The organism is Myxococcus sp. MISCRS1, from assembly GCF_026626605.1.
Lineage (GTDB): Bacteria > Myxococcota > Myxococcia > Myxococcales > Myxococcaceae > Myxococcus > Myxococcus fulvus.
Genome location: NZ_JAPNKB010000001.1, coordinates 4544823 through 4564058, shown reverse-complemented (window position 1 = coordinate 4564058; position 19236 = coordinate 4544823). Strand labels below are relative to the sequence as shown.

Annotated in this window: 21 protein-coding genes and 1 pseudogene; 12 read left to right on the top strand and 10 right to left on the bottom strand. The window is 69.6% G+C overall.

Annotation, left to right across the window (positions count from 1 at the left end; all coding sequences use genetic code 11):
* Positions 1-46 precede the first annotated feature (46 nt).
* The gene (locus tag OWM54_RS17800; RefSeq protein WP_267698279.1) at positions 47-2071 is read left to right on the top strand and encodes a neutral/alkaline ceramidase; all 2025 of its coding nucleotides are present in this window, start codon (positions 47-49) and stop codon (positions 2069-2071) included.
* On the opposite strand, the gene OWM54_RS17795 is transcribed toward OWM54_RS17800, so the two are convergent.
* A complete protein-coding gene (locus OWM54_RS17795) occupies positions 2058-2357 on the bottom strand; it encodes a PilZ domain-containing protein (protein ID WP_223749157.1) in 300 nt (99 codons plus the stop codon). The two genes, OWM54_RS17800 and OWM54_RS17795, sit on opposite strands and share 14 nt — an antisense overlap.
* Positions 2358-2787: 430 nt before the next feature.
* On the opposite strand from OWM54_RS17795, the gene OWM54_RS17790 reads away from it, so the two are divergent.
* A complete protein-coding gene (locus OWM54_RS17790) occupies positions 2788-3561 on the top strand; it encodes an SDR family oxidoreductase (protein WP_223749158.1) in 774 nt (257 codons plus the stop codon).
* A gap of 119 nt (positions 3562-3680) precedes the next feature.
* On the opposite strand, the gene OWM54_RS17785 is transcribed toward OWM54_RS17790, so the two are convergent.
* On the bottom strand, positions 3681-4742 hold the full coding sequence (locus OWM54_RS17785; RefSeq protein ID WP_223749160.1) for a DNA ligase: 1062 nt from the start codon (positions 4740-4742) through the stop codon (positions 3681-3683).
* 189 nt (positions 4743-4931) lie between these two features.
* Positions 4932-5477 (bottom strand): hypothetical protein, encoded by a 546-nt coding sequence (locus tag OWM54_RS17780; protein ID WP_267698278.1) that lies wholly within the window; start codon positions 5475-5477, stop codon positions 4932-4934.
* Positions 5478-5833: 356 nt separating this feature from the next.
* Between OWM54_RS17780 and OWM54_RS17775 the strand changes: the two genes are divergently transcribed.
* Complete coding sequence (locus OWM54_RS17775) at positions 5834-6319, top strand: gluconokinase (protein WP_267698277.1); 486 nt, start codon at positions 5834-5836, stop codon at positions 6317-6319.
* A 2-nt stretch (positions 6320-6321) separates the two neighbouring features.
* On the opposite strand, the gene OWM54_RS17770 is transcribed toward OWM54_RS17775, so the two are convergent.
* Complete coding sequence (locus OWM54_RS17770) at positions 6322-6894, bottom strand: cysteine hydrolase family protein (protein WP_267698276.1); 573 nt, start codon at positions 6892-6894, stop codon at positions 6322-6324.
* A gap of 92 nt (positions 6895-6986) precedes the next feature.
* Between OWM54_RS17770 and OWM54_RS17765 the strand changes: the two genes are divergently transcribed.
* The 5 genes and pseudogenes from OWM54_RS17765 (at position 6987) to OWM54_RS17745 (ending at position 9829) form a co-directional block, all read left to right on the top strand.
* Positions 6987-7964 (top strand): GlxA family transcriptional regulator, encoded by a 978-nt coding sequence (locus OWM54_RS17765; RefSeq protein WP_267698275.1) that lies wholly within the window; start codon positions 6987-6989, stop codon positions 7962-7964.
* A gap of 382 nt (positions 7965-8346) precedes the next feature.
* On the top strand, positions 8347-8940 hold the full coding sequence (locus OWM54_RS17760) for a hypothetical protein (RefSeq protein ID WP_223749164.1): 594 nt from the start codon (positions 8347-8349) through the stop codon (positions 8938-8940).
* Positions 8941-9015: 75 nt separating this feature from the next.
* Complete coding sequence (locus tag OWM54_RS17755; protein WP_223749165.1) at positions 9016-9318, top strand: hypothetical protein; 303 nt, start codon at positions 9016-9018, stop codon at positions 9316-9318.
* 36 nt (positions 9319-9354) lie between these two features.
* Positions 9355-9450, top strand: a pseudogene (locus OWM54_RS17750) (hypothetical protein); the annotation flags it as partial.
* 154 nt (positions 9451-9604) lie between these two features.
* Positions 9605-9829 carry an SMI1/KNR4 family protein gene (locus OWM54_RS17745; protein WP_267698274.1) on the top strand — a complete coding sequence of 75 codons (225 nt, stop codon included), beginning with the start codon at positions 9605-9607 and terminating at the stop codon, positions 9827-9829.
* On the opposite strand, the gene OWM54_RS17740 is transcribed toward OWM54_RS17745, so the two are convergent.
* Positions 9803-10783: a LysR family transcriptional regulator gene (locus tag OWM54_RS17740; RefSeq protein ID WP_267698273.1), complete on the bottom strand. Its 981-nt coding sequence runs from the start codon at positions 10781-10783 to the stop codon at positions 9803-9805. The two genes, OWM54_RS17745 and OWM54_RS17740, sit on opposite strands and share 27 nt — an antisense overlap.
* A gap of 122 nt (positions 10784-10905) precedes the next feature.
* Here OWM54_RS17740 and OWM54_RS17735 point away from each other — a divergent pair, with 122 nt between their 5' ends.
* Together OWM54_RS17735 and OWM54_RS17730 are read left to right on the top strand one after the other, a co-directional pair.
* A complete protein-coding gene (locus OWM54_RS17735; protein WP_267698272.1) occupies positions 10906-11922 on the top strand; it encodes a zinc-dependent alcohol dehydrogenase family protein in 1017 nt (338 codons plus the stop codon).
* Between the two features lie 161 nt (positions 11923-12083).
* Positions 12084-12911: a glycosyltransferase gene (locus tag OWM54_RS17730; protein WP_267698271.1), complete on the top strand. Its 828-nt coding sequence runs from the start codon at positions 12084-12086 to the stop codon at positions 12909-12911.
* Positions 12912-12930: 19 nt separating this feature from the next.
* Here the strand turns inward: OWM54_RS17730 and OWM54_RS17725 are convergent, their stop codons facing one another.
* From OWM54_RS17725 to OWM54_RS17715, 3 genes are all read right to left on the bottom strand, one after another.
* The gene (locus tag OWM54_RS17725; RefSeq protein ID WP_267698270.1) at positions 12931-13965 is read right to left on the bottom strand and encodes a phosphotransferase; all 1035 of its coding nucleotides are present in this window, start codon (positions 13963-13965) and stop codon (positions 12931-12933) included.
* A gap of 68 nt (positions 13966-14033) precedes the next feature.
* A complete protein-coding gene (locus OWM54_RS17720) occupies positions 14034-14660 on the bottom strand; it encodes a phenylalanine--tRNA ligase beta subunit-related protein (RefSeq protein ID WP_267698269.1) in 627 nt (208 codons plus the stop codon).
* An 82-nt stretch (positions 14661-14742) separates the two neighbouring features.
* Complete coding sequence (locus OWM54_RS17715; protein ID WP_223749172.1) at positions 14743-15702, bottom strand: helix-turn-helix domain-containing protein; 960 nt, start codon at positions 15700-15702, stop codon at positions 14743-14745.
* Positions 15703-15867: 165 nt separating this feature from the next.
* On the opposite strand from OWM54_RS17715, the gene OWM54_RS17710 reads away from it, so the two are divergent.
* The gene (locus OWM54_RS17710; protein ID WP_141328899.1) at positions 15868-16344 is read left to right on the top strand and encodes a hypothetical protein; all 477 of its coding nucleotides are present in this window, start codon (positions 15868-15870) and stop codon (positions 16342-16344) included.
* A 56-nt stretch (positions 16345-16400) separates the two neighbouring features.
* Here OWM54_RS17710 and OWM54_RS17705 read toward each other — a convergent pair whose 3' ends face one another.
* Entirely contained in the window at positions 16401-16940 is a 540-nt protein-coding gene (locus OWM54_RS17705) for a hypothetical protein (RefSeq protein ID WP_267698268.1), read from the bottom strand.
* 209 nt (positions 16941-17149) lie between these two features.
* Between OWM54_RS17705 and OWM54_RS17700 the strand changes: the two genes are divergently transcribed.
* The gene (locus OWM54_RS17700; protein ID WP_267698267.1) at positions 17150-18205 is read left to right on the top strand and encodes a zinc-binding dehydrogenase; all 1056 of its coding nucleotides are present in this window, start codon (positions 17150-17152) and stop codon (positions 18203-18205) included.
* Between the two features lie 57 nt (positions 18206-18262).
* Here the strand turns inward: OWM54_RS17700 and OWM54_RS17695 are convergent, their stop codons facing one another.
* Complete coding sequence (locus OWM54_RS17695) at positions 18263-19042, bottom strand: hypothetical protein (RefSeq protein WP_267698266.1); 780 nt, start codon at positions 19040-19042, stop codon at positions 18263-18265.
* Positions 19043-19236: the final 194 nt, after the last annotated feature.

Below are 19236 nucleotides of genomic sequence, written 5' to 3'. Positions count from 1 at the left end.
AAACTCCACCCTGGCGAAGGCGACCTCGGGCGCCTTGGAGGAAGGCATGCGCGTACACCCGGTCCGGCTGGTGCTGGCATGGGTCCTGGTCTGGGGGACGGTGGCCTGGGGCGCCGCTCCGGGCACGGGGCCCGGGGACTGCGAGGGCAACACGCGCTTCCTGGTGGGCGCGGGCCTGGGGGACATCACCGGCCCCGCCGCGGAGGTGGGGATGATGGGCTACGGGCAGCTCTCGCAGCAGACCGCGGGGCTGCACCAGCGGCTGCGCTCGCGGGCCTTCGTCATCGTCTCGCCGTGCAACGGGCGCCGGGTGGCCATCGTCAGCGCGGACCTGGGGATGATGTTCCAGGCGGTGAAGACGCAGGTGGTGGAGCGGCTGCGCGCCCGCTTCGGCGCCGTGTATTCGAATGACAACGTGCTGCTCGGCGCCACGCACACGCACTCGGGGCCGGGCGGCTTCTCGCACCACACCTTGTACAACCTGACGACGTTCGGCTTCGTGCCGCAGAACTTCGAGGCCATCGTCTCCGGCATCGTCACGTCGATTGCCCGGGCCCACTCGCGGCTGGGCGAGGGGACGCTGCGGCTGGAAGCGGGGGAGCTCGTGGGAGCCAGCCGCAACCGCTCACCGGAAGCCTACCGGCTCAACCCGCCCGCCGAGCGCGCCCGGTACGCCCACGACGTGGACACGCGGATGACGCTGCTGCGGCTGACGCGCGCGCAAGGCGGCGACGTGGGGCTCATCAACTGGTTCGCCGTGCACGCGACGTCCATGGGCAACGACAACCACCTCATCAGCGGGGACAACAAGGGACTGGCCTCGTACTGGTTCGAGAAGGCGCATGACAAGGGGGACACGTTCGTCGCGGCCTTCGCGCAGGCGAACGCGGGGGACGTCACGCCCAACATCCTGGGCGGCACGAATGGCGGTGGGGCCGACGACTTCGAGGACACGGAGCTGTCCGCGCGCAAGCAGCACGACTTCGCCGCGCGGCTGTGGGCCCGGGCCACGACGCCGCTCGTGGGGGGCGTGGACTTCCGGCACACCTTCGTGAAGATGGACGCGGTGGACGTGGCGCCCGAGTACGCGGATGGGAGGCCGCGCCGCACGTGTCCCGCGGCGATTGGGCTGTCGATGCTGGCGGGCGCGGAGGACGGGCCCGGCTATGGCGTGGAGGGCGCGTCGTGCGCCGTCATCCATGACCTGTGGAGCCAGTTCACCTGCGCGCTCACCACCACGCCGTGTCAGGGCGAGAAGCCCATCGTGCTGGAGATGGGCGCCATGCTGCCGCACCCGTGGAGCCCGGACGTGTTGCCGCTGCAGCTGGTGACGGTGGGGCCGCTCGCGCTGGTGGCGGTGCCGTTCGAGGTGACGACGATGGCGGGGCGGCGGCTGCGTCGGACGGTGCTGGAGCGGCTCTCGCCCCGGGGCATCACGGAGGTGGTCATCGTGGGGCTGGCCAACGACTACGCGGGCTATGTCGCCACGCGCGAGGAGTACGCGCGCCAGTCCTACGAGGGGGCGTCGACGCACTTCGGGCCGTGGACGCTCGCGGCGCTGCAGCAGGGGTTCGATTCGCTCGCGGTGGGGATGCGTGAGGGGCATCCGGTTCCTCCGGGGCCCCTGCCCACGGACCTGCGCTTCATCCAGGCGAGCCTCCAGCCCGGCGTGGTGTACGACGACAAGCTGCTCTGGGTGTCGTTCGGCGACGTCATCACGGACGCGAAGGCGTCGTACGCGCGCGGGGACTCGGTGAAGGTCACGTTCTGGGGCGCGCATCCGAAGAACGACTTGCGCCTGGAGGGGACGTATCTGCGCGTGCAGCGCAAGGGCTCCATCGGCGCGTGGGTGGACGTGGCGGATGATGGTGACTGGGAGACGCGCTACCGCTGGGAGCGCGAGAGCTGTGTGCCCACGCTGGGGTGCTCGCACGTCACGGTGGAGTGGCACATCCCGCGCGACGCCGCGCCGGGCACGTACCGCATCCTCCACGAGGGCGAGTGGAAGTCCGGCTGGGATGCGCGCGTGCGCCCGTACTACGGCGCCTCGCGGGTGTTCACGGTGAAGTGACGGCGTCCTCTGGGGCGTGGGGCCGGGAGAGCAGCTCGCGCAGCCGGGGAGGCGTGGGTTGGAGCTGCACGCCGATGCCCGCCGTGGAGCCCCAGGTGCGGGCGTGCGCGGTGTCGACGTGACGCACCACCTCGCCCTCGCAGGTGAAGTCCTCGCCGTCCAGGCGCAGCGTCAATGACAGCCGCGTGAAGAGGGGAGGGAAGGGCTCCTCGCAGCCGAGGAACAGGCCGCCCTTGCAGACCTCGACGCGGTGGGCCTCGAGGCCCTGGGGATGCTGGATGCGCACGTCACAGGGGGCGGGAGTCCGCGTGATGGGGCGATGGGGGCTTGTGCGCGAGGTGGCGTGACGACGCGCGGCGGGTGGGCACGGCAGTGCATCGGAGTGTTCCGACAGGCAGCGCTCGCAGTGCATGGTCACCTCGCTCGGAGGGCTCCCGCGGGGGCGGGAGGGGCGACAGCTGTCTGTATACCGGGTGCGGGAGCCGGTGTGACGTGGCTCCCGGGGCAGCACGAGTGGGATGACGGCTAGCGCACAGAGGGGCTCTCGGGGCCTGGCCCGCATGGGCGGGGGCGTGTCGGTTGCGGGACGTCTGTCTCGCTCGCCCAGCGCATTGAGGCAGCGGGGTGAAGCGCGGAGGCTCGCGGCGGTGATGGGACGTGCCCCGTCATCCACTGCCACCCGACGGGCAGTGCGCTTGTTGGAGAAAGGCCCATCCATGAGCATCCATGGTCTCGAAGGGAAGAATGTCCTCATCGCGGGGGGCGCCAAGAACCTGGGCGGGTTGATGGCTCGCGACCTGGCGCGACATGGGGCCAAGGCGGTGGTGATTCACTACCACGACGCGAGCGCGAGGAGCGCCGCCGAGCAGACGCTGCGTGCCATCGAGGCCGCGGGGGCCAAGGGGGTGGCTCTCCAGGGAGAGCTGACGAGCGCCCGGGGGATGGAGCAGCTCTTCGCGGAGGCGAGGGCCGCGGTGGGCAGGCCGGACATCGCCATCAATACCGTGGGAAAGGTGCTCAAGAAGCCCATCGTCGAGACCACGGAGGCGGAGTTCGACGAGATGAGCGCGGTGAATGCCAAGACGGCCTTCTTCTTCCTCAAGGAGGCGGGGCGGCACCTGAACGACAACGGCAAGGTCTGCACGCTCGTCACGTCCCTGTTGGGGGCATACACGCCCTTCTACGCGACCTATGCGGGCATGAAGGCCCCCGTCGAGCACTTCACCCGGGCGGCCTCGAAGGAGTTCGGCGAGCGGGGCATCTCCGTGACGGCGGTCGGCCCGGGCCCCATGGACACGCCCTTCTTCTACCCGGCGGAGGGAGAGGACGCGGTCACCTACCACAAGACGGCGGCGGCGCTGTCGAGGTTCTCCAAGACGGGCCTCACCGACATCGAGGACATCGTTCCGTTCATCCGGTTCCTCGTCACCGAGGGCTGGTGGATGACGGGCCAGACGATTCTCGTCAACGGCGGATACACCACGAAGTAGTCGCCGGGAGTGGGATGCGAGTCGCTCACCTTCGATGGAGGCGAGCGACTCGGGCCCGATGGGCTCCGAGAAGGGCACGAGGATTCGTGTGGAAAGCCTCCCGTCGGTGCGGGCGGGGCTCAGCCCTTCGCCTTGAAGGGCGCCGCGTCGATGCGCACGCCGATGTACGAGGGGAAGCGCGGCACGCCGTCGTTGGACAGCTCCTGGTAGCGGAACGTGATGAGCGTGCCGAGGGCCGGCGGCGAGGCGCGCTCCGCGTCGGAGAAGCCCGTGCCCACGCTGAAGCGCTTGCCGTTGCGCAGCTCCACCTCGAGCGCGCCCAGCCGCCCCTTGTGCCGGCCCGCGCCCGCGACATGGCCAATCACCACGGCCTCGTCATCCTTGAAGCTCTTCACCTTCAACAGCGTGTGCGAGCGGCCCACCTCGTAGCGCGAGCCCGGCTGACGCAGCATCAGTCCCTCGCCGCCCAGACCCTCCACGCGCTCCAGCTCCGCGCGCAGGTGCGCCGTGCCCTGGCAGCGCTCGTGCGGATGCCACCGCGCGTACCCGGGCTTCGTGTCATCCACCCACTTGCGACAGTGCTCCAGCCGCTGCTCGAAGGCCGCGTCCACGCTCGGGGCGTCGAACACCACGAAGAGCAATTCCTTCCAGTCCTGGCTCTTGTCCTGCCGGCGCACCACGCTCACCGTGCGCTGGAAGCGCTTGCGGCCACCGAACAGCTCTCCGTCCAGCGGGAAGTCCGGCAGGCCCGCGGTGAACCAGTCCGGCGCGAAGAACTCGTTGCCCAGGCGCGACCAGAAGCGCTTGCCGTCCCAGTACGCGCGCACGCCGTCGAGCTTCTCGCTCATCCACCAGTCCGTGAGGTCCACGTCGTTCTCCCACGGATGGGCGAGCAGCAGCGGCGGGGCCTTCTCGGTGGCGTCCTCGCCGGACTCGGACTCCTTCGCCGTCTTGACGCGGGTGGCCTTGGGGAGGGCCTCGGCGCCGCCGACGCGGGCGGCTTCGGCGTCCTCACCGCGCAGCTTGCGCAGGTGCTTGCAGGTGCGCCGCTCGATGCCGATGGACTGGTTGCGCCACGCGGGACAGGAACACGAGTAGACGCCTCCGGTGTTCTTGAGGATGTAGGGCTTGGCGCCCGAGCCCTTCATCTCCGCCTGCTCACCGTCCGCGAGGTCCGCCACTGATATCCCCTCCGTGCCGCGTGTCATCGCGGCGACCGTGAGGAGAATCGTACCCCTGGGGTCTGACGTTTCCCAAGCACGGAGGAGGCGCGGAGCCGTACGAGGACGGCCCCGCGCTGGACCTCCGACGTTGGACGGGATTCCAGGCCTTGGATGGATTTGGAAGGGGTCTGGGTGACGCCGGGGGCTTCAGCGAATCCGGGAGAGCTGGGCCCGGGTGGTGGCCACATCGAGGAATTTGAGGGTGTGGATGGGGCCGAGGATGTCGATGCTGGGCGCGATGAAGGTGAACTCGGCGAGCGTCCCCTGGTCGACGCCGCTGGTGACGACCCCGAGGATGGGACAGATGCCGGAGACGCCGAGCACGCAGGAGCCCTCGATGACGCTGCTCTGGGAGGTGCCATCCGCGAAGTGGTACGTGGTGGTGATGGTTCCGTAGTAGCTGGACAGCAGGGTCCCGGCGTTGCCGGTGAGGGAGCCGACGATCTCGACCCACGAGGTCTCGAGGACTTCTTCGCCGCTGGCGACGTTGACGCCCACGCAGCCGGTGCCCACGCCGCGCACGGTCATGGTGGTGTTCTTGGGCAGCAAGGTGAGTGCGGGGTTGTAGTCGATGCGACCGAGCGTGAGGACGCAGTGGCCGGCCTCGACCTCCTGCGCCTTCGCCGCGCCCGGGGACAGGAGGGCCAGGGTGAGCAGGAGTGAGAGGGCCAGTGGAGTGTTCGAGCGCGACATGAGGGTGCTCCGCGGGGGAATGGCGGGTCGTCCGTGGGGTGGACCCGCCGGGTCGACCGGGGTGGTCGACGTCGCGGGGAATCCTTGGGCTGTGCGTCGGTGATGGCCATGTGACATCGGTACAATGCGAGTGACCTGGCGGAACGGGTGCGGGCGTGCGCGCTCTTGTCAGCGGCGCGTGCGTGTGTCCGGCGCTCGGCTGCTCGGGAAGGTGGGGGGCACGGCGTGCGACGCTCGGAGTCCCGGGGAGAGAGGACGTGGAGCAGCGGGCATTCGACGCGCGAGGCAGTGGCGGACGGGCGGCGGGCGTCGCACCATGTCCGGAGGTCCACGTTTCATCGAGGAGGCGTCACGGGATGGTGGTCATCGTCATGGGCGTCTCGGGCGCCGGCAAGTCGACGGTGGGGCGCGCGTTGGCGCGGAGCCTGGGCTGGCGCTTCCTCGACACGGACGACCTGCACTCGGCCGCCAACGTGGCGAAGATGGCGGCGGGCATCCCGCTGACGGACGAGGACCGCTGGCCCTGGTTGGCGGACGTGCGTGGTGAGCTGGAGCGCTCGCTGGCGCGCGGTGAGGACGTGGTGCTGGCCTCGTCCGCGCTCAAGCGCTCCTACCGCGAGCGGCTGGAGGTGGACCCGGCGCGGACGCGGTGGGTGTTCCTGCACGCGCCGCGCGAGGTGCTGGCGCACAGGCTCGCGCAGCGGCACGGGCACTTCATGCCGCCGGAGCTGTTGGCCAGCCAGCTGGCGACGCTGGAGGTGCCCGAGCAGGCGCTGCCAGTGGACGTCTCGGTGCCGCCGGAGGAAGTCGTCGCGCGCATCCGTGAGGGCCTGAAGCTCTGACGTCAGCGCCCCGCGCGGGCGAGGAAGTCGGACGTGCCCTCCAGCTTCGCGTAGGCCATGCCGAGCGCGGCGAGGAACGCGGCGTGGACCTGGGGCGCGGGAACGCTCACGCCGTTGAGCTCGAGGGCGCGGGCGGCGCAGGCGTCGTGGAGCACGGTGACGGAGTAGCCGAGGTCCGCGGCGGCGCGCACGGTGGCGTCCACGCACATGAGGGTCATCATGCCCGTCACGACGAGGTGCTTGATGCCGAGCGCGCCCAGCTGCTTCTGGAGGTCCGTCTCGCGGAAGCTGTTGGGGTAGTGCTTGAGGATGACGCGCTCGTCGGGGCGGGGCGCGATGAGGGGGTGGGTCTCCGAGCCTGGGGTGTTGGGGAGGAAGAAGGTGGCGCCGGGCTGCACGGAGATGTGGCGGACGTGGATGACGGGCAGGCGGTGCTGGCGGAAGTGGTCGAGGGCCGCGCGGGCCTGGGCGGCGGCGGCGTCGGCGTGGTCCAGCTCGGCGCGGCCGCCGGGGAAGTAGTCGTTCTGGATGTCGATGAGCAGCAGGGCGGTGGTGGGGTCCAAGGGGGCCTCCATGGGGTGGGGCTTCATGGGAGGCAATAACCAGACGGGATGCACGCGACGAGTGCCTGGATTGACAAAATCCGGGCGGAAAACGACAAGCGGCCATGGCGTCGTCTCCCACTCGAATCGCGGTGTTGTCGCTGGAGGGGTGTGTGGCCTCCAGCGTGATGGGGCCGCTGGACGTGTTCGCGATGGCGAACCTGTTGAGCCGGGACGTGGGGCTGTCCGAGCCGTTCGTGGCGGAGCTGGTGTCGCCGGGTGGGCGGCCGGCGAGGAGCTTCCACGGGCTGGAGTTGATGGCGGCGCGGGTGCCGGAGCCGGCGGAGCGCTTCGACGTGGTGTTGGTTCCGGCGATGGTGGGTGGACTGGAGGAGGTGTTGGGGGAGCGGGTGCTGACGCGGTGGTTGAAGGCGCAGCATGCGAGAGGGGCGAAGCTGGCGGCGGTGTGCGCGGGGGCGTTCGTGTTGGCGGAGACGGGGTTGTTGGAGGGGCGCGAGGCGACGACGCACTGGGGGTTGGCGCAGCGCTTCGCGGCGAGCTATCCGGGGGTGAGGCTCAAGCCGGAGCTGTTGTTGGTGGACCAGGACGACGTGCTGACGGCGGGAGGAATCACCGCGTATCTGGACCTGTGTCTGCATCTGGTGGCGAAGCAGGCGTCACCGGAGCTGGCGGCGTTGTGCGCGAAGATGTTGTTGGTGGAGCCGGGGCGCAGGTTGCAGGGGCCGTACGCGGTGCACTCGGCGCCGAGGGACCACGGGGACGCGGCGGTGCTGCGCGCGCAGGAGTGGCTGGAGGCGCACTACCAGGGCCCGGTGACGCTGGCGGAGGCGGCGGAGGCCGCGAGCCTGGGCGCGAGGACGCTGCTGAGGCGCTTCCAGAAGGCGACGGGGGACACGCCGCTGGACTACGTCCAACGCCTGCGCGTCGAAGCGGCCCGGCGGATGCTGGAGACCAGTCCGCGCACCGTGGAGGACATCTCGCAGGCCGTGGGCTACGCGGACACCACGTCGTTCCGGCGACGGTTCAAGGCGCGCACGGGGCTGACCCCGGATGCGTACAGAAGACGGTTCGCGCTGCGGTGAGCCGCGTCTGGGGTAAGGTAGACCCCATCTGGTCGGGGCTGTCCAGGTCCGGCCCGAGATGCGGGCTCCCAACACTGATGCAAGGCCACGTCAGTCTGGCGGTGGCCAATGGTGGTCTGGTGCGACCCGGCTCGTCATTGAACCTCGTCTTCAGCGCACGCGGCTGGCTTGGTGCAGGGGGGCGCTTGACCGAGTTCGCGAGGGCACATGAAATCGAGCCATGCGCCTAGCAATCGCCGTCTGCATCTGCCTTCCACTCGCTATGGGGTGTGCATCTCCTGAGAGGGAAAGACGGGCGCAGCGACTTGCGGCGATTCGCGCCCTGAATACTCAGGGTGCCGCATGGCGGAGTGCTGAAGGGTTCCAGGCGACAAGATGGGGGATGACGCGCTCAGAGGTTGTCGCTGTGCTGGGGCCGAGAGCAGCTGTCGAAGACGGCAAGGTGGTCGCCGATATCGTGGTGGCTGGTTATGAGGCCAAGGTGTACTGCTCGTTCGCGGGCGGACGCCTCTCAGATGTCTCTTTGTGGCTCCCATCACTCGCTTCGGCACGAAGCTCGTATGCCGACATCAAGGGGCTCCTCTCGAGCAAGTATGGAAGGCCAGCTCGGGAGAGGACGACGGATACCGTCATCGATGACCTTGAGACCCTTCATGTCCTGCGGCAAATCGGCGACTCGCTCAATCAGTCCGCACGACTGGCTTCGGGAGTCCGCTCCGCTCAGGACAGCACTGCTGCTGCCATCCACAGTGAAGGGACATCCATGCGTGTCGCGATGGAGAGGGACCGACTGCTGAAGTCGCCGTTCGAAGCCAGGGCTGCGTGGGCTACTGGCGAAACGGTGGTGACGCTCGCATTGACGCAAGAGCGCGGCGTAGGGGCTGATGTGCTCGTGAGGTACCGCAGTTCCATTCTCTGGAAGGAAGCGGCGGCACAGAGGCGGGTGGAGCAGGCCCGCAGGGCAGCGGACTTCTGACCGAGAAGCAGTCGGTTTCTTTGCTGGAGCCTGCCAGTTCACCCTTCGTTGTCGTCCACCCACTGGAGCACTGGAATGAGCAATCATGAGTGGAGCGAGGCTGACGATATCGTCGCCTTCTATCTCTATCGATTCGGTACAGCCCTGCTTCCGTGTGACATGGCTGCCATCGCGGAGCAACGAGGAATCAAGCTGGGAAGCATGAAGATGCGGATCAGCAACTTCAAGGCGTACGCGGGCGCAGGTCGTCTGGGGAATATCGCGCGACAATCCGCGCAGGTCTTCGAGCGGTACAAAGACACTCCTGAGCCTCAGCTCCGGGACAAGGCATTCCCTGAGTGGAGTGAATCGACGAAGACTGGAGTCGGATTGAAGTAGTCGAACAGCGTGGGACTGGGACTACCGTGCGCAGCCATGTCGCAGTTCGTACAGACGCTCGAAAGAGGGCCCCCATTGGATGAGGACACGGTCCGCGCCTTCGAGGCGTCGCACGGCTTCCAACTCCCAGGCGAGTACCGAGACTTCCTGCTCGCCACGAATGGGGGCGCCCAGTGCGGGACCTCTTCAGTGTCGAAGGTCTTCCTGGGGGGCGTTGGTTCGTGTCCACCTGTTCTTCGGTCTCAACGACTCCATCGAGTCGTGCAATCTGGACTGGAACCTTCGCGTGTTCGAGGAGCGCATTCCGACGAAGCTCCTTCCCATCGGGACGACAGAGGGTGCCGACAAGATCTGTCTAGCCGCCGGAGGCGATGCTCCGGGCGGCGTCTTCTTCTGGGATGCTTCCGCGCAGGCCGATGGGAAGCAGCTCTTCTTCATCGCCGAAGACTTCGGTGCCTTTGTCGCGTCCCTTCAGGCGGACGACCTATCTCCCACGATTGCCATCTCGTGACGGGGGCGCCGCCCGCGGAGAGCGCGAGCGCAGTTTCCCACGGGCCTCTCCGGCGGACAGAATCTCGGGGATGCGCGCGGCGAGCAGGTCGATGGCCGCGCGGACCTTCGAGGGCAGGTGCTTGTTCTGCGGCCACACGGCGAAGACTTCATTCCCGTGTCGCCCCTCTTCCTGAAGCAACAGCGTCAGCTCTCCCTTGCTCAATCGCGGCGCGACCAGCCAGCAGGGCAGCCACGCGAGGCCCGCGCCCCTCACCGCCTCGTCGGCGATGGCTTCCAGGTCATCGAAGCGCAGTCGCCCTCGCATCGACACCAGCCGCTCACCTCCCCGTGGGTCCGGGAACCGCCAGGGCTTGGTTGTCCCCTGCCGTCCGTAGAGCACGGCCTCATGCTTCCCCAAATCATCGAGGGACTTGGGTCGACCACGTCGCGCCAGATACGCGGGTGACGCGCAGACCACCATGTTCTGCACGCCCAGTCGCCGCGCCGTCAGTCCCGCATGGTCCGACAAGGGCGCGACTCGAATCGCCAGGTCGAACCCCTCCTCGATGAGGTCCACCACCCGGTCGCTCACGGACAGCTCCACCTCGAGCCCCGGATGCTGTCGCGCCAGCTCCCCCAGCAGCGGCGCCACGCAGTGACGACCGAACAGCACCGAGGCCGTCACCCGCAGCCGCCCCGTGGGCGCGCGATGCCCCGAGTCCAGCTCCGCCTCCGCCGCCTCCAGCTCCGCCAGCGCCCGCACGCACCGCTCGTAGAAGACCTGTCCGTCCTCGGTGAGCCCCTGCTTGCGCGTGGTGCGCAGGAACAGCCGCGCCCCCAACCGCTCCTCCAGCCGCGCGATGCTCTTGCCCACCGCCGACCGCGACAACCCCAGTCGCTTCGCCGCGAGCGCGAAGCTCCCCGCTTCCGCGGCCTGCACGAAGGTCAGCACTCCACTCAGCCGGTCCGTCACGACACGCCTCCCATTGGCGAATTCCTGTCTCCAGTGAAGCCTCCAAAGCTCTCCACTGGGGACCTGCCCTCCCCCATATATCCCCCAGGCCCTCGAATGGCATGACCCTGGAGACAGCAACGATGGATGGCGTGATGAAGCGGTGGGAGCTGCGCAAGCCGGGCCGCGTGAACCTGCAACTGGCGAGCGTGCCCATTCCCCAGCCCGGCGCGGGCGAGGCCCTGGTGCGCGTGTCCGCGGTGTCCCTCAACTACCGCGAGAAGCTCTTCCTGGACGCAGGCGGATACTCCGACGTGCCGTGGCCCTTCGTGCCCACCTCCGACATGGCGGGGGAGGTGGTGGCCACCGGCGCGGGTGTCTCGCGGGTCCGGGTGGGCGAGCGCGTGCTCGCGGCCTTCAACACGGACTGGGTGGACGGCCCACCTCCTCGCGCACCGCGAGCCCTGGGAGGGAGCGTCCCCGGCGTGTTGTCCGAGTACGTCGTGATGCCCGAGGGCTGGCTCGTCGCCGCGCCCAGGACGCTCGATGATGCCCAGGCCAGCACGCTGCCCTGCGCGGGGCTCACCGCGTGGACGGCCCTGGTGGAGCAAGGTGCGCTCAGGCCCGGACAGACGGTGGTGACGCAAGGCACCGGGGGCGTGTCGCTGTTCGCCGTGCAGCTCGCCTCCGCGCTCGGCGCGCGCGTCATCGTCACCTCGGGAGACGACGAGAAGCTGGCTCGCGCGAAGACGCTGGGCGCGGCCCATGGCATCCATCGTCGCCGCACCCCCGACTGGGAGAAGGAGGTGCTGGAGCTGACGAGCGGACGTGGCGCGGACCAGGTGCTGGAGCTGGTGGGCGGCGACAACCTGGGGCGTTCCGCCAGCGCCCTCGCGTCAGGCGGACGCATCTCGCTCATCGGCGTGCTGGAGGGCTTCGACATGCGCTTCCCCGCGCTCCCGCTGCTCCGGAGCCACGGCATCATCCAGGGCGTGCTCGTGGGACACCGCCGGGGACTCGAGGACCTGGTCCGCGCGGTGGACACGCTGCGCGTGGCGCCCGTCATCGACGCGACGTACCCGCTGCGCGACTTCCCCCAGGCCCTGGCGCACCTGGACCGGGGGCCGTTCGGCAAGCTGGTCATCCGCGTCCGCGAGTGAGCCGGAGGCCAGGGCCCGGGAGGGCCTCATGCCGATGAATCGTTGCTCACGATGCAGTTCGTCGGCCTCACCCCTTTCCCTTCACGCGCTGGACGCAGGTAGGGTTCGGGGACTCTGCCGGCCGGGGGCGAGAGGTTGGCCGCATGAGAGGTGGTGGGTTCGTGAGACTCGCCGGATTCGTCATTCATGGAAACAACCAGGACACGCTGCCCCGGTGCCTGGAGAGCCTGCTGGCTGTCTGTGACGACGTCGTGGCCGTGGACTCCATGTCCACGGACGGTTCCTCGGACATCTCCCGGCGCATGGGGGTGAGGTCCGTGTCGATGGCCTGGGAGGGATATGGCGCCGCCCGGGCCGCGGCCGTCGCCTCGCTGAGGCCCTCCGATTACGTCTTCTTCCTGGACTCGGACGAGCACCTGGACGCCGACGCCGTGCGAGCCATCGTCGGCTGGAGGGAGAGCCACCCGCGCGAGGCCGTCTACCGTCTGCCCTTGCGCGACTGGGCCGAGGTCGACGGTCAGCGCTTCCTGTACCGCACGCACTGGCGCTCGCGCCTCCTGCGCAGGGAGGTGGCCGCCTGGCGTCCGGAGATGATTGTCCATGAAGCGCTGCCTCGCCGACGTGCACAGCGGCTCCAGGCGTTCATCGAGCACCGGTTCGCCACGTCCGTCTCCCTGCGCTCCGCCAAGGAGCACCGCTACGCGCTGCTCTGGGCGGTGATGGCGTTCGTGGAAGGGCGCACGTCCAAGCCCGCGTCGCTCCAGCGCCCCGCGCACCTCCTGCGAGATGGCCTGCTGCATGGAGCGCTGTGGCGCGGCGGATGGAGGGCGCTGAAGCTCGCCTGGGTGGTGGCCGGATACCACGTGGCGAAGTACCGCTACCTGTGCGAGCTGAAGCAGGGCCGCCATCCCGAGCTGGTCCAGGCCTTCAAGGAGCGACGCTTCGGCGAGCTGTTCCAGCGGGTGCACGCCCTGCGGCTGGCCCCATGACACCCGAGGTGGCGCGCGCCTACCGGAACGCGGGCCAGGTGAACGAGCCGGTCCCGGCCCAGCGCTCCAGCAGGCGCTCCTCGAGCGCATCCAGGGTGCGTGACAGGGCGGGAATCGGGTCCACGTCCTCCCGCAGCGCCCGGGCGCGAGCGAGGTGACGCAAGAGGGCGGCGCGCTCGGAGAACCCGGGCGCCCACTCCCTGTCCCGCTCCAGCGCGCGAGGCGACATCCACTGGAACATGTTCACCGTGCGCGCGGTGGCGAGCAGCGCGCGGGCGCGCAGCCACGTCGCGTCGATGCGCGCCGCCTCGCACGAGGGCGCCAGGGTGATGCGGTACGTGACGTCCGCGCGCGTGATGAGCTCATCGGGCAGCGGCACCACCAGCAGCCACATCAGCGCGTCGTACAGCGCGTGGCGCATGCCGCAGTACTCGAAGTCGAGCAGCCGCGGGCCGCTGGCGGTGAACAACGTGTTGCCCGGGGCCATGTCCCCATGCGTGAGCGCGAGGAACGGACCGGGCTCGGCCAGCTCGCGCGCCACGTGCTCCAGGTCCTCCTGCGTCCCCGGCTCCAGCTCCGCGTCGACCGCGTCCGTCCACCGTCGCAGCCGGTCCACGTGCTCCAGCAGATAGCGCGCGTTCTCGATGCGCACGCGCCCGGGGCGAGGGCTCAGCGCATGGCGGAGCATGTCGAAGTCCCCATGCAGGCCCCAGGTCCGCGCGTGGAGCTGCCCGGTGAGGCGGGCCACGGCGAGCAGCCCGCCGATGGCCGCCTCCGGGTCGTCCCCCTGGAGCAGGTCCTCCAGCGTGGGGCCGAGGCCCAGGTCCTGGAGCACGAGCAGCCGCGAGTCGACGCTGCCCGCGATGAGGCCCGGGGCGATGGTGAGGTTGTGCCGGCCGAGCAGCTCCAGCCCCGCCCACTCATCCAGCCCGAGCACCAGGTCCTGATGGAAGTGCTTGAGCACGACGCTGGTGACGTCTCCGCCGCGCACGCGGGCGCGCACGACGTGGCAGCGCGACTGGGTCCGCAGGACCTGGGGCTCGGTCAGCAGCACGGGGCGTCCCCAGGCCGCGGAGAGCGAGCGCGCGCCATCGGCGAGCAGCCGCGCCAGGTCCAGGGCGCTCAGGGGAGTCGCTCCACGGTGGCGCCGGCTCTCTCCAGCAGCTCGCGGTACCACGCGAAGGCGCGCGCGGTGCGGTCTCCCAGGGCCTTGGCGCCCCAGAGCACGGTGAGCGTGCGGCGGGTGTCCGCGTTCGTCTTGGTGCGCTGCGCGTCCTTCACGGCGTTGGCGCACGGGCCCTCGGCGTCGAAGAGGCACAAGAGGCCCCCGAGGTCGATGCTCTGGCCGGAGGCATTGAAGACGTACTGCGCGCCCTCGGGCGCGATGCCGACGCGGAACGGCTGGGTGGCGCGGTCCAGGTCCACGACGCTGATGGGCAGCCCGCTGTGCAGCGACACCGCGTTGCACGCATCCACCGCCGTGTTGATGCTGCCGAGCGAGCCCTCCCCCGCGGCGCGCACCAGGTACTCGGAGGCGGGCTTGCCCCGGCCCGTGGGCTTGTAGCCGCCGTGGCGGAGCATGTCGCGCACGGCGCCGCGCACGGTGTCGTCGCTGGAGAGCGGCGCGGCCGCGTCCGACCTCAGCAGCGCCACCAGCCACTGCGGCGAGGGCGACGCGCCCAGCGACGCGGGGAAGGTGGTGGTGAAGCTCAGCGTGTCCAGGGACGGATGCGGGTCGACGGTCAGCACGGCGGGCCACTCTACGCCACCCGGCGCGCCCGTGCTGGGCTGGGAGCGCGCCAGGGCTTGTTGGCAAGGACCTCGGCGAGCGTCATGCCCGCGGTCGGGCGTGTTCGTGACGCCAGTCCCGGGGCGTCATGCCGTAGGCCTTCTTGAACGCGCGGCCGAAGTGCGTCAGGTCCACGAAGCCCCAGCTGAAGGCGATGTCCGCGATGCCGCGCGCGTCCATGTCGGGGTCCTCGAGCGCCTGGCGGCAGCGCTCCAGGCGGCGCGAGAGGACCTGGCGCATGAAGCTCTCGCCGCCTTCCGCGAACAGTCCATGCAGGTAGCGCGTGGACATGCGGAAGTGGGCGGCGGCCGTCGCCGGGCTCAGCGAGGGCTCCGCGAGGTGACGCTCGACATAGAGGCGGAGGGCATGTCGCCGGGCCTCTCGCACGCTCGCGGCGTCGGTCTGGAGGGTCCGGCCCTGGGTGTTGAAGGCCAGGGCGAGCAGCTCGAGCAGGTTGTCCGAGACGGAGCCCGCGACGGGCTCGGCGAGCTGGTTCACCGCGAAGGCGCGCAGGTAGGCGGAGACCAGGGCCCCGACGCCCTCTTGGGTATGGAGCACGCTGCCCACCAGGTCATCCGGACGTGAGAGCCGAGGCCGCAGCGTGGAGTAGGGCGCCACGATGACGATGCGGCGGTAGTCCGCGTCGAACGAGAGCTCTCCCGGTCGGGTCCCATCGAAGAGCTCCACGTCACCGGGGTGGGAGTACCGCTCCTCGCGTCCCTGGCGCAGTCGGCAGACGCCCTCCACCTGCATGCAGAGGTAGTAGCACTCGCGTGGGGCACGGGCGATCTCCGGCTCCCCCCGATAGACGCTCTGGGCCGAGGAGTGCAGGTACGTCACGCCCAGCGGTCCTGCGTCGTGATGGTCGAGCCGCCCGAAGAAGGGACTGGAGGAGGACTTGTGCTCCGTCCTCAGTCCCAGGAGCACCTTGCTCGCCAATTCCTGCCAGTACTCATGCCGCTGCTGCTCGGAGACCCCGTCCGTCGAGAAGACTGTGCGCAAGTGCCGCCCCCAGATGTCGTGGCACGCATCCTCCCACCCACCTCCGACACTCCCAGCGCCCACGGCCGAATCCCCGTGCACCCTCGGCCGAGCCCCCCTGCCGCCCATTCCCTATACCTGCCTCCGACCGACACCGATGCTCGGTTCCTCTCAAGGAGAGTCTTCATGAAGCAGTTCCTCGCAGCGTTTGTGCTTTCGTTGGCCGTCGCGACCCCCGCCATGGCGCAGCATGATGGGCCGTTCGCCGACACGGACGCGCTGGTGAGCTATTGGTCGGCGCAGGACACCCAGAGCTCGCTGACGCAGATCTACGTCAATGGCAAGCGCGTGTACCAGCGCTCCGGCTTCGGGCCGGCCTTCGTCAAGGAGTACTTCGATTGCCACGACGGCTCCGGCATCAAGTCCTTCTGCAACAACATCTTCGACGGCTACTTGACCGTGGAGGGCACGTACGGGACGTACAGCCCCGGGCTCGCCGTCTACCTCGACGGCGTGCTGTATCGCTCGGGCAGTCCCTTCTCTCGCGTGGACATCAAGACCTGCTACGGCGACGCGAGCTATTACGGCCCGGTGAGCTACTACATCGTCGAGAGCGTGATCGACGGCTTCGGCCCGCCGTATCCGGGCAACGACTGCTTCTGACCCATCGTCCCGAGCCGCGCCCGTCCTGTGCCGGAGGGGCGCGGCTGTCGGGCCGCTCAGTCGGGTTCGGACAGTCCGAAGTAGTGGGACAGGTAGTCGCCGAAGCTCTTGTACTTGAGCCAGAACTCGAAGCGGTTGTGGCAGCCGAGGACGGGGTACTCGCCGCGACGGTTCGCTTTGTGGAAGAGCAGCAGGTGCTCCTGGCTCCCCGAGGGCAAGAGCTCCAGGGCGAGCGCGTTCGCCATGGTGGGGTCGGGCAGCAGGTCCACCCAGGCCTGGACCAGCTGCTCCTCCGTGAAGGACTCCGCCGCCGGTGCGTTCTTGGTCATGGCCCGGGACCAACCGGTGAGGATGTCCCGCAGCGGTCGGACCTCCAGCTCGGGTGGGGTGCCTTTCGCCAGGCGAAACCAGCTCGCATCGAAGGCGAGCCACTCGCGGAGGCTGGGTGGGAGTGGACGCGCGTCCGGGAGGGTGAGCGCGTTGATGGACTGAGCATCGAGGGGACGCGGGTCCTGGTGCTGGTGGAACCAGCCCTTGCCGCGTCCGCCGTGTTGCACCAGGTGTTCGATGACCTGCTTCGTCGCGCTCAGGTTCATGTCGGCCTCGCTCTACTTCGGAACGCACGACGAGGGGAGAGGGTCTCGCGTGAGTTGCTCCTCGCGCGGCGTGAGCGTGGAATTGTGTGCTCACACTCCATTGGCCCGCACAGGGCGAAGCGGATGAATCTCGCGTGCTAGGTTCGGCGCCTTCCGAGCTTGAGCGCGCGCGTGTGTGTGGCCGAGGCGTGGCGCAGAGGAGTCAATCGATGGCAGACGCGAACCAGCGGACGATGCGGGCGGCGCGCTTCGATACGGCGACGAAGACGCTGACGGTGACGAACGTCCCCGTTCCCCAGCCGGGGCCCGGCGAGGTGCGGGTCCAGGTGAAGGCGTGCGGCATCTGTCTGTCGGACGCGCATCTGCTGGATGGCTCGTTGCAGTCGCCGCTGCCGGTGGTGACGCCGGGGCACGAGTCCTCGGGAGTCATCGACGCGGTGGGGGTGGGGGTGCCGCGCTGGACGGCGGGGCAGCGCGTGGCCATGGCGGGCGGCAAGCCGTGTGGACGTTGCGCGAGGTGCTCCAACGGGCAACCGGCGGAGTGCCTGGACTTCCACATCATGGGCTTCCACTACGACGGTGCGTGGGCGGAGTACGTGGTGGTGCCTTACTTCGTGCTGTCTGCGATTCCGGACCATCTGCCGTTCGAGCAGGCGGCGATTCTCGCGGACGCGGTGGCGACGCCGTACGCGGGGCTGGTGGAGACCGCGCAGCTGCGGCCCGCGCAGTCGGTGGGCCTGTGGGGCATCGGTGGGCTGGGAGTCCACGCGGTGCAGATTGCGCGGATGATGGGGGCGACGCCGATTCTCGCGTTCGACACGAACGAGGCGGCGCGGAAGCGGGCGCTGGAGTTCGGCGCGGACGTGGCGTTGGACCCGCGCGCGCCGGACGTGCGCAAACAGGTTCTCCAGCACACGAACGGCATGGGGCTGGATGTGGCGGTGGACCTGGTGGGCGCGAACGTGGTGCTCGCGCAGGCGTCGATGAGCCTCGGGCGGAACGGGCGCGCGGTGATGGTGGGCCTGTCGCCGGAGCCCATCCAGCTGGGCGCGGGGGTGAACTTCGGCGTGCGCTCGCAGGCGCTGCTCGGCCACCTGGGCTACGAGAAGAAGCACCTGGACCAGCTGGTGGCGCTGGTGGGCGGCAAGCGCCTGGACGTGTCGCGCTCGGTGACGGCGACGCTGCCGCTCGAGGACGTGGCCAAGGGCGTGGAGCGGCTGGTGAGCAAGGAGGGCAACCCCATCCGGCTCGTCATCACGCCGTGAGGTCATGTGAGGACCGGGCACGCGAGTGCTCGGGTCCCATCGCGTGTCACGCGGTGCTCACCGCGTGCTGGCGGACGCGGCGAGGAGGCGGGCCACGTCTCCGAGCGTCGTGACTCCGGGGAAGCGCGCCGTGCCGGGCGCGGGGCCCGGCCTCAGCCACGCCGCGATGATGACCCCCAACAGCGCCGACATCCCACCGACGAACAGGGGCATGGAGCCCAGGCGGTAGCCCGCGGCGGTGCTCACGAGCGCCAGGACGAAGAGCCCGAGGCTCGCCCTGCGAAAGGGCGTGGACGGGATTTCGACGCGAGGGAGCGCCCGGGGTGAAAGCAGCCCCACGACGTCCTGGAACGTCGCCAGCTGTTGCCAGCTCTGGAAGGACAGGGGTGTGGACGGGCGCGCTCTTGCGACGGGGAGCCCCGCGCCCAGCAGCGCGGTCCGCAAGGTGATGAAGGCACCCGCCGTCAGGCAGGACGTCCCCGCCACGCGCAGGGGCTCGAGGACGGGCAGCCGCAGCCGCGGCGCGAGGAACTCACACAGATGTCCCATCGTCGGCGCGCGATGCGCGCGCAGGGCGGCGTCGAGCGCATGCGGTGGAACCTCGACGTACAGCCACGACTGGAGCCAGGCCGCGAGCGGCTTCCATCCGAGCCAGAAGTCCCGGAACCCAGCATCCAGGGCTGCTTCCCAATGGGACAGTGGCGTCTCGAAGTCGAGGGGCGGGTCCTCCTCCACGCTCGCATCCAGCGCGGCGTCGTGCGCGAGCTTCGCGCGCAGCAACGCCAGTACATCCTCCGGGGTCGCGGAGCGTGTCCGCCAACGTCGCGTGTCGCGCATCGACTCCCTCCCAATCAGGCCCGAGGTTAGTGGACCCGGCCCTCCGCCGCGAACCCAGGATGCGAGCCTGCGAATCCGCTCACGGCGGAACGCGGCCCCCCGCCCCATGTAGGTCTCCCTCCCGGCCCGGGGGCGTGCGCCACCCTGGCTGGCCGCCCTCGGGCATGGGAAGCGATTGCCGGAGGTTCGGAACA